The organism is Clostridium sp. DL1XJH146 (genome assembly GCF_054819755.1).
In genome coordinates this window covers 275,039-288,228 of record NZ_JBTVVN010000001.1, presented here as the reverse complement: position 1 = coordinate 288,228, position 13,190 = coordinate 275,039, and the positions used below count along the sequence as shown (strand labels likewise).

At 29.5% G+C, this 13,190-nt stretch carries 13 protein-coding genes; all 13 read left to right on the top strand.

Features of this window, described 5'->3' with window-relative positions:
• The first annotated feature begins 8 nt into the window (after positions 1-8).
• The 13 genes from queA (at position 9) to ACVHXK_RS01365 (ending at position 13,188) form a co-directional block, all read left to right on the top strand.
• Positions 9-1,034: a tRNA preQ1(34) S-adenosylmethionine ribosyltransferase-isomerase QueA gene (gene queA / locus ACVHXK_RS01425; protein ID WP_461204556.1), complete on the top strand. Its 1,026-nt coding sequence runs from the start codon at positions 9-11 to the stop codon at positions 1,032-1,034.
• A gap of 25 nt (positions 1,035-1,059) precedes the next feature.
• Positions 1,060-2,190: a tRNA guanosine(34) transglycosylase Tgt gene (gene tgt / locus ACVHXK_RS01420; protein WP_461204555.1), complete on the top strand. Its 1,131-nt coding sequence runs from the start codon at positions 1,060-1,062 to the stop codon at positions 2,188-2,190.
• 21 nt (positions 2,191-2,211) lie between these two features.
• The gene (gene yajC / locus ACVHXK_RS01415; RefSeq protein WP_461204554.1) at positions 2,212-2,490 is read left to right on the top strand and encodes a preprotein translocase subunit YajC; all 279 of its coding nucleotides are present in this window, start codon (positions 2,212-2,214) and stop codon (positions 2,488-2,490) included.
• A gap of 118 nt (positions 2,491-2,608) precedes the next feature.
• Complete coding sequence (locus tag ACVHXK_RS01410) at positions 2,609-2,974, top strand: TIGR04086 family membrane protein (RefSeq protein WP_461204553.1); 366 nt, start codon at positions 2,609-2,611, stop codon at positions 2,972-2,974.
• Between the two features lie 64 nt (positions 2,975-3,038).
• Positions 3,039-3,179, top strand: a complete 141-nt coding sequence (scfA, locus tag ACVHXK_RS01405) for a six-cysteine ranthipeptide SCIFF (protein ID WP_461204552.1) — start codon at positions 3,039-3,041, stop codon at positions 3,177-3,179.
• A gap of 52 nt (positions 3,180-3,231) precedes the next feature.
• Positions 3,232-4,599 carry a thioether cross-link-forming SCIFF peptide maturase gene (scfB, locus tag ACVHXK_RS01400; protein WP_461204551.1) on the top strand — a complete coding sequence of 456 codons (1,368 nt, stop codon included), beginning with the start codon at positions 3,232-3,234 and terminating at the stop codon, positions 4,597-4,599.
• An 80-nt stretch (positions 4,600-4,679) separates the two neighbouring features.
• Positions 4,680-6,821 (top strand): protein translocase subunit SecD, encoded by a 2,142-nt coding sequence (gene secD, locus ACVHXK_RS01395; protein ID WP_461204550.1) that lies wholly within the window; start codon positions 4,680-4,682, stop codon positions 6,819-6,821.
• Positions 6,822-6,932: 111 nt separating this feature from the next.
• The gene (locus tag ACVHXK_RS01390; RefSeq protein ID WP_461204549.1) at positions 6,933-7,781 is read left to right on the top strand and encodes a DHH family phosphoesterase; all 849 of its coding nucleotides are present in this window, start codon (positions 6,933-6,935) and stop codon (positions 7,779-7,781) included.
• Positions 7,782-7,803: 22 nt separating this feature from the next.
• Positions 7,804-8,322, top strand: coding sequence for an adenine phosphoribosyltransferase (locus ACVHXK_RS01385; RefSeq protein ID WP_461204548.1), 519 nt, complete (start codon positions 7,804-7,806; stop codon positions 8,320-8,322).
• Positions 8,323-8,448: 126 nt separating this feature from the next.
• A complete protein-coding gene (locus ACVHXK_RS01380) occupies positions 8,449-10,623 on the top strand; it encodes a RelA/SpoT family protein (protein WP_461204547.1) in 2,175 nt (724 codons plus the stop codon).
• A gap of 31 nt (positions 10,624-10,654) precedes the next feature.
• Positions 10,655-11,104 carry a D-aminoacyl-tRNA deacylase gene (gene dtd, locus ACVHXK_RS01375; protein WP_461204546.1) on the top strand — a complete coding sequence of 150 codons (450 nt, stop codon included), beginning with the start codon at positions 10,655-10,657 and terminating at the stop codon, positions 11,102-11,104.
• A gap of 29 nt (positions 11,105-11,133) precedes the next feature.
• On the top strand, positions 11,134-11,742 hold the full coding sequence (locus tag ACVHXK_RS01370; RefSeq protein ID WP_461204545.1) for an MBL fold metallo-hydrolase: 609 nt from the start codon (positions 11,134-11,136) through the stop codon (positions 11,740-11,742).
• 15 nt (positions 11,743-11,757) lie between these two features.
• Positions 11,758-13,188: a coproporphyrinogen III oxidase gene (locus tag ACVHXK_RS01365; RefSeq protein ID WP_461204588.1), complete on the top strand. Its 1,431-nt coding sequence runs from the start codon at positions 11,758-11,760 to the stop codon at positions 13,186-13,188.
• Positions 13,189-13,190 lie beyond the last annotated feature (2 nt).

Genomic DNA, 13,190 nt, shown 5'->3' with positions numbered 1-13,190 from the left:
TGAATTAATTGAAGGTTAAGGATTTTGACTTTGATTTACCTCAAAAGTTAATAGCACAGCATCCATCAGAAAAAAGGGATCATTCAAGACTTATGGTTGTTAATAAAGAAAATGGCGAAATTGAGCATAGAATATTTAGAAATGTAATAGATTATTTGAATCCAGGGGATTGTTTGGTTTTAAATAATACTAGAGTTTTACCAGCAAGATTGTATGGTATTAAAGAGGCCACAGGAGCTAAGATAGAATTCTTACTGCTAAAGAGAATAGATAAATATAGATGGGAAACTTTAGTTAAGCCTGGCAAAAGAGCTAAAATTGGAACTAGAATAAGCTTTGGAGAAGGAAAATTAATTGGTGAAATTGAAGAAGTTAAAGATGATGGTAATAGAATTGTCAAATTTGAATTCACAGGAATATTTGAAGAAATATTAGACGAATTAGGGCAGATGCCCCTTCCTCCGTATATAACAGAAAGATTAGAAAACAAAGAAAGATATCAGACGGTATATTCAAAGGAAGTTGGGTCAGCAGCAGCTCCGACAGCTGGATTACATTTCACAAAAGAACTTTTAGAAGAAATAGAAAAAAAAGGTGTTGAAATAGCCTATGTTACTCTTCATGTAGGCCTTGGAACTTTTAGGCCTGTTAAGGTAGAAAATATTGAAGAACATGATATGCACTCGGAATATTATATCCTTGATAAAGAAAATGCTGATAAGATAAATGAGTGTAAAAAAAATAGTGGAAGCATTATATCTGTAGGAACAACGTCTTCAAGAACTCTTGAATCAATAGGGGATGAAAATGGATTAGTAAAAGAAAAATCTGGATGGACTAATATATTTATATATCCAGGATATAAATTTAAAATCGTTGATAAGTTAATTACTAATTTTCATTTACCACAATCAACTTTACTTATGCTTGTGAGCGCATTATCGAAACGTGAAATAATGATGAATGCATATAGGGTAGCTGTTAAAGAAGAATATAGATTTTTTAGTTTTGGGGATGCAATGATAATAAAATGATACAGATGCTGAAAGGGTGAATAGCTTGTATAAATTACTTAATACTGATGGAAAAGCAAGAAGAGGAGAGTTTCATACACCACATGGAGTTATTCAAACACCTGTGTTTATGAATGTGGGAACTTTAGCTGCCATAAAAGGGGCGGTATCGTCAGTAGATTTGAAAGAAATTGGATGTCTTGTTGAGTTATCTAATACATACCATCTTCATTTAAGACCAGGAGATGATATTGTGAATAAATTAGGTGGATTACATAAATTTATGAATTGGGATAGGCCTATATTAACTGATTCAGGTGGTTTTCAAGTGTTTTCACTAGCTAAAATGAGGAAGATTAAAGAAGAAGGCGTTTATTTTAGCTCACACATAGATGGGAGAAAAATATTCATGGGACCAGAAGAGAGTATGCAAATACAGAGCAATTTAGCTTCAACTATTGCTATGGCTTTTGATGAATGTATTCCTAATCCTTCTACGAGAGAGTATGTAGTAAATTCAGTTGATAGAACTACAAGATGGTTAGAAAGATGTAAAATAGAACTTGACAGGTTGAACAATTTAGAGGAAACTATTAATAAAAAACAAATGCTATTTGGGATTAATCAAGGAGGTACTTACTCTGATATTAGAATAGAGCATGCAAAACGAATAAGTGAACTTAATCTAGATGGATATGCAATAGGTGGATTGGCAGTTGGTGAAACACATGAAGAGATGTATAGTACTATTGATGCAGTTGAACCATTTTTACCTAAGGATAAACCAAGATATCTTATGGGCGTTGGATTGCCAAGCAATATTTTAGAAGCAGTAGAAAGAGGCGTTGACTTTTTTGATTGCGTCTTACCTGCAAGAAATGGAAGACATGGCCATGTATTTACTGAGAATGGGAAAATTAATTTGTTTAATGCAAAATTTGAATTAGATGATAGACCTATCGATGAAGGGTGTGATTGCCCAGCTTGTAAGAATTATTCAAGGGCTTATATAAGACATTTGTTCAAAGCAAAAGAAATGCTTGCTATGAGATTATGTGTTCTTCATAATTTGCATTTTTATAATAAATTAATGTATGATATCAGAGAATCTATAGAAGAAAATAGATTTGACGAATTTAAAAAACAAAAGCTAACCCAATGGAATGGGAGAGCATAAAAAATAAGGAGGATTTAATTAATGGCTGAATTAAGTAGTTTATTACCTTTTATTGCTATGATAGCAGTGTTTTATCTTGTTTTGTTTTTACCTGAAAGAAAAAGAAAGAAAAAATATCAAACAATGGTAGATTCTTTGAAAGTAGGAGATGAAATACTTACAAGAGGTGGCATTGTAGGAAGAATTTCTAATCTTCAAGAAGATTTTGTAATTGTAGAATCTGGCCCAGATAAAGCTAGATTTAAATTACAAAAAAATGGAGTAGCTTCTGTTGTAGAATCTAAGTCAATAGAAGAATAGTAGTGTTAATATTTTGCATTTAAAGGATTAGAATAGAGTTTTTGTACTTGTAAAATATTTAGTAAAGTAATAATGTGCCTTCTATCTACATAATATTGTATAGATAGGAGGTGTATTTATGAAAAAAAATATTTTTTATATTTCAGAAGGTGTGATAAGAGGTTTTTTTCTTACGATGGTATTGTTATTCGTTTATTCAATATTATCAACTTATTTTAATGTAATAGAGAGTTTTGCTGGGGTATACATAGTGATTGTTACAGCACTTAGTATTATGTATGCTACAATATTCTCTGTTTCTAGAATAAAAACTAGAGGATGGGTTAATGGAATTATTGTAGCTCTGGTTTATATGGTGATTATATATTTAATTTCAGTTATAAATGGAAGAGCAGCAGATTTTTCTGTTTTTGGTATAATAAGAGTAATTTTGTCACTTGCAGTGGGTATGTTTTCAGGCATGCTTTCAGTAAATATGGATTAATACTTTATTAAGAGAAAAAATTGTGATATAATTTTACGAGATAGAAAAGAATGGAGGAGTTACAATGAAACATATTAAAACTATAAACAAGAGAAATATTAAAGAAAGCTTAAAAAAGCCTGGATGTAAGGAATGTGCTAATTCATGTCAATCAGCATGTAAAACATCTTGCACAGTTGCAAATTTAGCTTGTGAAAACAAATAATTAGCAGTAACTTTTGTTACTGCTTCTATTTTTTTAAGGAGGAAATTTTTATATGGCATTAATACACAAATTTGAGCTAGATAATGAGTATTTTGTAATTGATGTTAATTCAGGCACAGTGCATGTAATTGATGAACTGGTTTACGATATACTTGATGATGATAAATTTGCAACTTTAAACGAAATAAAAGAAAAATTAAAAAGTAAATATGAAGAAACTGAAATTATAGAAGCTTATAATGAAATAAAAGAATTAGTTGATGATGAATATTTATATACAATGGATTTATATGAACATATAGCTAAAGATTATGAGGAAAGTCCTAATTATATAAAAGCTCTTTGCTTAAATGTTACACATGACTGTAATTTGAGATGTAAGTACTGTTTTGCTGACGAAGGTAAATATCATGGCGTTAGAAAAGTAATGTCAGCAGAGGTTGGGAAAAAGGCTATAAATTATGTAATAAAACATTCTGGACCTAGGAAGAACATTGAAATTGATTTATTTGGTGGAGAACCATTACTTGCTATGGATGAGATAAAAGAAATAATCCATTATGCAAGAGGGATTGAAAAAGAGAGTGGGAAAAACATTAGATTTACAATGACGACAAATTGTACTTTGCTAAATGACGAATTAATCGAATATTTGAATAAAGAAATGGTTAATATTGTTTTAAGCATAGATGGAAGAAAAGAAGTAAATGATGCCGTGAGATTTAATGCTGACCATAAAGGAACACACGATATAATTTTGCCGAAAATAAAAAAAATGGTTGAACATAGAGATAATGATAAAGCTCATTATGTAAGAGGTACATTTACAAGAGATAATTTAGATTTTTATAAGGATATTATTTATTTAGCAGATCAAGGATTTAAAGAGATTTCAGTTGAGCCAGTAGTACTTCCGGACGAAAGTAATTTATCTTTGAGAGAAGTTGATTTAGAAGAAATATTTGAAAATTATGAAATGCTTTATAGAGAAATGTTGAAGCGTAGGGAGAATGGGCAAGGCTTTAATTTTTATCATTTTAATATAGACCTTCAAGGCGGACCTTGTGTTTATAAAAGAATTTCAGGATGTGGTGCAGGACATGAATACATTTCAGTTACTCCAGACGGGGACATTTATCCTTGTCATCAATTTGTAGGCAATAAGGATTTCTTGATGGGTAATATTTATGATGATAACACTTTTAATGATGAACTTGTATCGGAATTTAAAAAAGCACATTTGTATAGTAAACCTGAGTGCAGGAATTGTTGGGCGAGATTCTATTGTAGTGGAGGATGTCAAGCAAATAACTATAATTTTAATGGTGATATGAAAGTTCCATATAAAATTGGTTGTGAATTACTTAAGAAAAGAACTGAATGTGCCATAGCCTTAAAATCAAAGCAATCTAAGGAATAGATAATCATATTGACTGGTTACAATAAAAGGAATATAATAAATTCGTAGTTGCATAAAAACATTGACAAAGGAGGATAAAAATGAAAAGCTCGAAAAAGGGTAATGTAAAAATTAAGAGTACTTCAATATTTATAGCGTTGGTATTATTTATAGGTTTATTCGCATATACTAGTGCTTTTGGTTTTAGTAATATATTTGGTTATAAAATAAATCCTATATCTGCAACAATTAAAAAAGGATTGGATCTTCAAGGTGGTATTTCTGTTTTAGAAGAAATTAAAGGTGAGGATGTAGACGATGATACAGTAGCTAGGACTATTGAATTACTAAATATGAGAATAAATCCAGAAGGGGTTAAAGAAGTCTCTATTTTAAGAGAAGGCGAAAATAGAATTAGAATTGAAATCCCTGGTGAATTTGATTCTGGAAAAGTTTTAAATAGCATTGGTAGAACAGGGAAACTTGAATTTAGAGACCCTGATGGAAATGTTTTACTTGAAGGTACAGATATTGAAGACGCTAGCGCGAGACTAGATGAGTTTAATCAACCACTTATAATTTTAGACTTTAATGATGAAGGAGCAGTAAAGTTTGCAGAAGCAACTGAAGAGTTTGTTGGCCAAACAATTTCTATTTATATGGATGACGAAGAATTAACAAGTCCTACAGTAAAAGAAGCAATCAGAAGTGGCAGTGCTCAAATTGATGGTAGTGTGTCATTAGAAGAAGCTCAATCAAAAGCAAATATAATTAAATCTGGTGCACTTCCAGTTACACTAGAAGTAGCAGAATATAAAACTGTAGGGGCTACTTTAGGGCAAAGTGCATTGCCTTTAAGTGTTAAAGCTGGTTTAATAGGTATTGCTTTAGTATTTTTATTTATGTTTATTATTTATCGTTTACCTGGAATAATGGCAAGTATAGCACTAGTATTATACATAGTTTTAGTTTTAGGAACTTTTAATGTTATTGAAGCAACTTTAACGCTTTCGGGTATAGCTGGTTTCTTATTGACGGTAGGTATGGCAGTTGATGCTAATGTCCTAATATTTGAAAGAATAAAAGAAGAACTTAAAATAGGGAAGACAATTGGAGCTGCTATTGATTCTGGCTTCAGTAGGGCTCTATCATCTATTTTAGACTCTAATATAACTACTTTTATAGCAGGTATAGTTCTGTATTCAATGGGATCGGGTTCTGTAAAAGGTTTTGCACTTACTCTTATGATTGGTATTGTTTGGAGTATATTTACTGCACTTACAATTACAAGAACGTTATTAAACCTTGGCGTTAAAATGGGTATTATAAGTAGCAAATCTCATTTTGGAATTAATGAAAAGAAGAATTCTAAACCATTAAAAATAATAGAAAAAACAAAGGTATGGTTAACAATATCTATAATTATTATCGCAATTGGAATTATGTTTACATTTACAAAAGGATATAATCTTGGTATTGATTTTATGGGAGGTACACTTGCAACCATAGAAATGGGAGAAGAAGTTACTACTCAAGATAAAGAAATTATCGATGGAATTATTATGGAATTTGACGAAAATGCTACATCTAATATGGCTAATGATACTCAAATTGAGATTAGAAGTAATTCAATTTCAGAAGAGGATGTTAGTGAAATATTACAAAGTATGAAAGAAGAATTTGGATTAGATGATGACGCACTCCTTTCAGAAAGTAAAGTTGGTCCATCTGTTGGAAGTGAATTAAAACAAAAGGCAATTAAAGCCCTTGCTGTAGCTACAATTCTTATGCTTATATATATTGCAATAAGATTTGAATTAACTTTTGGTTTGGCAGCTATCATTGCGTTATTACATGACGTTTTAATTACTTTGAGCGTTTTTGTAATATTTGATATACCTATTAACACACCATTCATAGCAGCAATGCTTACTATTGTTGGTTATTCAATAAACGATACTATTGTAGTATTTGATAGAATACGAGAAAATAGTAAAAAAATGAAGGGCGAAGAAATTAAGAAAGTAACAAATATTAGTATTTCACAAACTATTACAAGGTCAATATATACTTCTTTAACAACTTTATTTACCATAGTAGCTGTATATATATTAGTTCCTGCTGTTAGAGATTTTTCTTTTCCATTAATTATAGGAATAATATCAGGTGCATATTCTTCAATATTTATAGCTAGCCCAGTATGGGTAATGTTGAAAAGTAGAAAAAATAAGAATCTGGAGTAATACTTCAGATTTTTTTTTACTCGCGTAGTAAAAAAATAAAAAACCATTTGTAATATTAAAAAAAATTACTTATAATATAAGTTACTTCCCATTGCTTTTGGAGGCTTACTTATGGAAAAACATTACAATGAAAGTTATAATAATAATATTTATTACAACCCTTTTCAAATATCGGGTATGTATGAAGCTTTAAATAGAATAGTTAAAGCTGTAAACAAAAGAGAGAAAATATTCATTTTTGGCAGAACAGATTTAGATGGCATTATTGGAATTTCATTATTGAAGCTTATTTTGGAATACTTAAATGCTGATGTAGATTATTACACACCTGATAGACAGGAGTTCTCTAATAGTTTATCAAAAGATATCATAGAGAATCATGTTAAACTATTTAATGCAGATTTAATAATTACGGTGGGCTGTAATATAGAGTTGAAAGAAACGGCAGAAACATGCAAAAATAGTGGGATAGATGTTATTGTTACTGACTATAATCACGAATTTAGAGATTATCCTGGTATGATATTAGTTAATCCAAATACTGACCAAAGTAAATATCCTTTTAAAGATCTTAATTTAAGCGGTATTGCATATAAAATAGCGCAGTCTATAGCGAATTATTATCATTTGTCGTATATTGAAAAATATTTAGATATTGTAGCTATTTCTATTATAGCAAGTAAAGTTTCTTTGGATGGAGAAAATTTATTGTTGGTTGAAAAGGGAATGACATATTTAGAAAAATCTAATAATTATGGATTAAATGCTCTTAAAAATCATCTGAAAATAGAAAAGGTTAACTTAGATACAATGGAAAAATTATCCTCTTTGCTATTGCCAGAGGAAAATGTTTTTGGAAGAATGGATGATACAAGAATTATAATTGAGTTTTTAACAACAAATGATAGAGAAAGAGCTAAAAGAATTGCAAAGTACATAATCAATAAAAGAAAACAATAATATGTTTATGGGGGAAATTAAAGTGAATCTAAAAGAAAAAATTAGAGTAATAGAAGGATTTCCTAAAGAAGGTATAAGTTTTAAGGATATTACAACTTTGCTTCAAGATGGTGAGGCCTTTAAATATGCTGTTGATTTAATGGTTGATAATTTAAAAGATAAGAAAATAGATGTAATTGTAGGTCCTGAGGCAAGAGGGTTTTTATTTGGGACACCAATAGCATATTCTTTAGGAATAGGATTTGTACCTGTTAGAAAGAAAGGTAAACTTCCATCAGAAACAATTGGTGTTGACTATGATTTAGAATATGGGAATGATACTTTAGAAATTCATTCAGATTCAATTAAGCCTGGGCAAAGAGTTGCTATAGTAGATGATTTGCTAGCCACAGGAGGAACAATTAATTCTGCTGCAAAGCTAATTGAGAAATGTGGAGGAGAAGTTGTTTCTATTAATTTTTTAATTGAACTTACAGAACTAAATGGAAGAGATAAATTAGCAAATTATGATATAAATTCACTAATTGAATATGATTTATAAAGAAAGGGTTCTTTAGAACCCTTTCTTTGATTTTTTAAATATTGCAAAAATAGTATTACTATTATATAATGTTTATAAAAAACTAAAGCTGGATTTGAACCCAGCTTTCTATTTTGGGAGAAAATTATGATTAATCAGCTATTAGAGATAATTGATGAAAATAATAAAAATATAGATAAAAATTTTATTATAAAAGCTTATAACCTTGCAAAAAAAGCTCACAAAGATCAAAAAAGGGAATCAGGAGAGCCTTATATTTCTCATCCATTAAATGTGGCAATGATTTTAGCTGAAATGGGATTGGATGAAAATGTAATTGCGGCTAGTTTACTTCATGATGTTATTGAAGATACTGAATATACTTTTGATGATATTGAAAGTATGTTTAATTTGGAAGTTGCAAATTTAGTGGATGGCGTTACAAAGTTAGGAAAGATTAAATATCAAACAAAAGAAGAACGTCAAGCGGAGAATTTAAGAAAGATGTTATTTGCTATGACGAAAGATATTAGAGTTATCTTAATTAAATTAGCTGATAGATTGCATAATATGAGAACTCTTAAATTTATGGTACGAGAAAAACAACAAGAAAAAGCTAAGGAAACATTGGATATCTATGCTCCTTTAGCTCATAGATTGGGTATATCTAAAATTAAATGGGAACTTGAAGATCTTTCTTTAAGGTATATGCATCCTGACGAATATTATCAGCTTGTAAAAGAGATATCTGAAAAAAGAGAAGAAAGAGAATTGTATATAGCTATGATTGAGGGCCAGCTAAATGAAAATTTAAAATCAGCAGGAATAGAAGCTGATATTGAAGGAAGACCTAAACATTTTTATAGCATTTATAGAAAAATGGTTGTAAAAGATAAAAAATTAGAACAAATATTTGATTTAACAGCTATTAGAGTTTTAGTAGATGATATAAAGGATTGTTATGCAGTTTTAGGAATAGTGCACACTATGTATAAACCTATACCTGGTAGATTTAAAGACTATATAGCAATGCCTAAACCTAATATGTATCAATCACTTCATACAACGGTAATTGGACCTCAGGGTAAACCTTTTGAAATTCAAATTCGTACCTATGAAATGCATAGTACTGCGGAACTCGGCATCGCAGCACATTGGAAGTATAAAGAAGGCGATAATGGTGACAAAGATTTTGAAACAAAATTAACTTGGCTAAGAGAAGTATTAGAATGGCAAAGAGAAACATTAAACCCAGAAGAATTTATGGAAGATTTTAAAATAGATATGTTTTCAGATGAAGTCTTTGTTTTTACTCCTAATGGAAAAGTTATCAATTTACCAAATGAATCAACACCTATTGATTTTGCATATAGAATTCATACAGATATTGGGCATAAATGTATTGGTGCAAAAGTAAATGGTAAGATAATACCAATTGATTATAAATTAAGAACAGGTGAAATTGTTGAAATAATAACATCTTCTTCACCTAAAGGACCAAGTAAAGATTGGTTAAATATTACTAAGAGTAATCAAGCTAAAAGTAAAATAAAAGCTTGGTTTAAGAAAGAGCAGAGACAAGAAAATATTGAAAAAGGTAAAGAGTTGCTTGAGAAAGAAGCTAAGAAGCATGGATTTCACATTGGAGAACTAATTAAAGGGGAACCTTTTAATAATTTTTTAAAGAAAACAGGATTGAATAATTTAGATGAAATGTATTTAACTGTAGGGATGGGAAATCTTACGGTTACAACTTGTATAAATAAATTATTGAAGTTTAATGGAAAAGAGAAGAAAGATGAATTAAATATAGAGGAATTGAAAGAGGAACTTACAAGGCAGAACGATTTTAGAAAGAAGAAAAGTACTACAGGGATTACCGTAAAAGGTGTAGATAATATTCTTATAAGATTTGCGAAATGCTGTAGTCCTGTTCCAGGTGACACTATAGTTGGATATATAACAAAAGGAAGAGGCGTATCTGTTCATAGACATGATTGCCCCAATCTAAAGAACTTGATTAATGAGGATAAAAGCAGAGTCATTGAAGTTGAATGGGAAGAAGAGAAATCTAGGAAAAATGATTATATTACTCAAATTGAAGTTAAAGCTGAAGATAGAGATGGAATAATTTCTGAAGTAGTTGCATTAATCACTTCAAAAAAAGTATCTCTGCATGCTTTAAATGCTAAAACTATAAAGAGAAATATCGCAATAATATCAATAAAAGTTAGAATTGCTGATATTGAAAAACTTATGGATATTATGAAACAATTAAGAAAGATAAAAGGGGTAATTTCTGTTTATAGAAATAAAAATTAATTTGTTTAATTTATTTATAAGGAGTTAAAATATGAGAGCTGTAGTTCAAAGGGTTCTATGTTCTTCGGTAGAGGTAGAAAATCAAATTATTGGTAGCATCGATAAAGGATTAAATATTTTGATTGGAATAAGTATTGACGACACTGAAGAAGATGTGAAATATTTAAGAGATAAAATATTAAATTTACGTATATTTGAAGATAATAATGGCAAATTGAACAAGTCATTAAAAGATATAAATGGAGATATTCTAGTAATATCACAATTTACTTTGTATGGTGATTGTAGAAAGGGGAGAAGACCTAGTTTTGTTAAAGCTCTTCCTGGAGATAAAGCAGAAATTTTATATGAATCCTTTGTACAAGGATGTAAAAATGAAATAGATTTAGTTCAAACAGGAAAGTTTGGAGCTGATATGAAAGTTTCTATTATGAATGATGGCCCGGTGACATTATTAATTGATAGTAAAAAAGATTTTTAACGGATTTTAGGATTTGAGGGAGTGATTTTATGGGTATTAATATAAAAAGAGTTATTGTTGGGGAAATACAAACTAATTGTTATATTGTGTATGATGACGAACAAAAAAAAGCTGTAATAGTTGACCCAGGTGATAATTCGAGCAGAATTATTGACATTGTTAGTAGACTAGGACTTAAACCAGAGCTGATTTTATTGACTCATGGACACTTTGATCATACTTTAGCTGCAGATATAATTAGAGAAGAATTTAATATACCGATATATATTAGTCAAGAAGATTTTAATATGATAGAGAAAAATCACAGGATTTTTCCTCAAATAGGTAAGGATAATAGAATTGATTATTTTATTAAAGATGGAGATATTATTGTAACTTCTACTTTTAAGATGCGTTGTATAAGTACACCAGGACATACACCAGGCGGTATGTGTTTCTTAGTAAATGATAATTTACTAGCAGGAGATACGTTGTTTTACAGAGGAATGGGTAGAAGTGATTTAGAGGGAGGAGATCTTCAAACATTAGTTAATTCTATTAAGGATAAATTATTTGTTTTAGACTCTGAAATCAAAGTATTACCAGGTCATGGACCTGAAACTACAATTGGGCATGAAAAAAGTAGTTTTGTTTATTAGCAAGGGAAGGGTTATATAATGATTAAAATATGTTTAAATAATTTAGATTATAGATACGAAGTTTATCTTATTCTAAACGTATATTTCCCGTTTATAAGAATTGATTTTGTAGACTCAAAATTTGATTATGAAATTATTATTAAAGAATTGTCGATTGATATACGAAAAAATGGTAATATTAAAGAGGAATATGTTTTAGATGCAAACAAATATAAACAAAGTATTAAAAGATCCATATTCTTGTTTTTCAGAAAGGAAACAGGCAAAAAAATACCGTGGGGAATTTTAACAGGAATAAGACCTACAAAGATAACAAATAGTCTGATTAATCAAGGGAAAAATAGACAAGAAATTATTGCCATTTTCGAGGAAAGATACTTTGTAAAAAAAGAAAAAACAATATTATGCTATGATACAGTTATTAATTCTAGAGAGTTTATTAATGCAAATCAGAATAAAATAAGTGTATACATAGGTATGCCATTTTGCCCGTCAAGGTGTGTATATTGTTCTTTCGCTTCAAATGCAATTTCTAAAAAAGGTAATCTTGTTTCTGAGTATATTGAAGCATTGAAACGAGAAATAGAAGAATTTTCAAAATATATAAAAGAAAAAGCACTACAAATAGATTGCGTATATTTTGGGGGAGGAACTCCTACATCTATTGATAATAATTCTTTTTCTGAATTACTGGAGACAATATATAAAAATTTTGTTGAAGGACACAATATTAGAGAATTTAATATTGAATGTGGAAGACCTGATAGCCTTAATGATGAAAAATTCAAAATTATGAAGAAATATGAAGTTAGTAGAATTAGTATTAATCCTCAATCTATGAATGATAAAACGTTAAAGTTGATTGGAAGAAATCATACAGTTGAAGACATTATAAATAAATATTATATGGCAAGAAATTATGGTTTTGATAATATAAATATGGATTTAATTATAGGATTGCCGAAAGAAAATATATCTGATGTGATAAATACTTGTAATGAAATAATTAAATTAAACCCAGATAACATAACTGTACATGGACTCGCTTTGAAAAGAGCGTCTAAACTACATGAAGAAATGGTCATTAATAATAAAGATGGAATTAATCATGAAGAAGTTTGGAAAATGTACGATGAAACGTATAATTTATCAAATAGATTAGATATGATACCATATTATATGTATAGGCAAAGAAATATGGTTGGAGATGGAGAAAACGTAGGGTATTCAAAAGAAGGTAAAGAAGGTATTTATAATATTCAGATAATTGAAGAAAAACAGACTATAATAGCGCTAGGTGCAGATGCAGTTACTAAAATTGTGAATTTAGAGAATAACCGAATTGATAGAGTACCTAATATTAAGGATGTACGTGAATACATAATTAGACTAGATGAAAAAATTAAAGAAAAAAAAGAAAAATTAGATTTAGTATATAATAGTTGAGG

Coding starts and splice junctions, on each gene's coding strand:
- dtd (WP_461204546.1), top strand. CDS start 10,655: ATGAGAGCTGTAGTTCAAAGGGTTCTATGTTCTTCGGTAGAGGTAGAA.
- yajC (WP_461204554.1), top strand. CDS start 2,212: ATGGCTGAATTAAGTAGTTTATTACCTTTTATTGCTATGATAGCAGTG.
- scfA (WP_461204552.1), top strand. CDS start 3,039: ATGAAACATATTAAAACTATAAACAAGAGAAATATTAAAGAAAGCTTA.
- ACVHXK_RS01380 (WP_461204547.1), top strand. CDS start 8,449: ATGATTAATCAGCTATTAGAGATAATTGATGAAAATAATAAAAATATA.
- ACVHXK_RS01390 (WP_461204549.1), top strand. CDS start 6,933: ATGGAAAAACATTACAATGAAAGTTATAATAATAATATTTATTACAAC.
- ACVHXK_RS01410 (WP_461204553.1), top strand. CDS start 2,609: ATGAAAAAAAATATTTTTTATATTTCAGAAGGTGTGATAAGAGGTTTT.
- ACVHXK_RS01370 (WP_461204545.1), top strand. CDS start 11,134: ATGGGTATTAATATAAAAAGAGTTATTGTTGGGGAAATACAAACTAAT.
- scfB (WP_461204551.1), top strand. CDS start 3,232: ATGGCATTAATACACAAATTTGAGCTAGATAATGAGTATTTTGTAATT.
- secD (WP_461204550.1), top strand. CDS start 4,680: ATGAAAAGCTCGAAAAAGGGTAATGTAAAAATTAAGAGTACTTCAATA.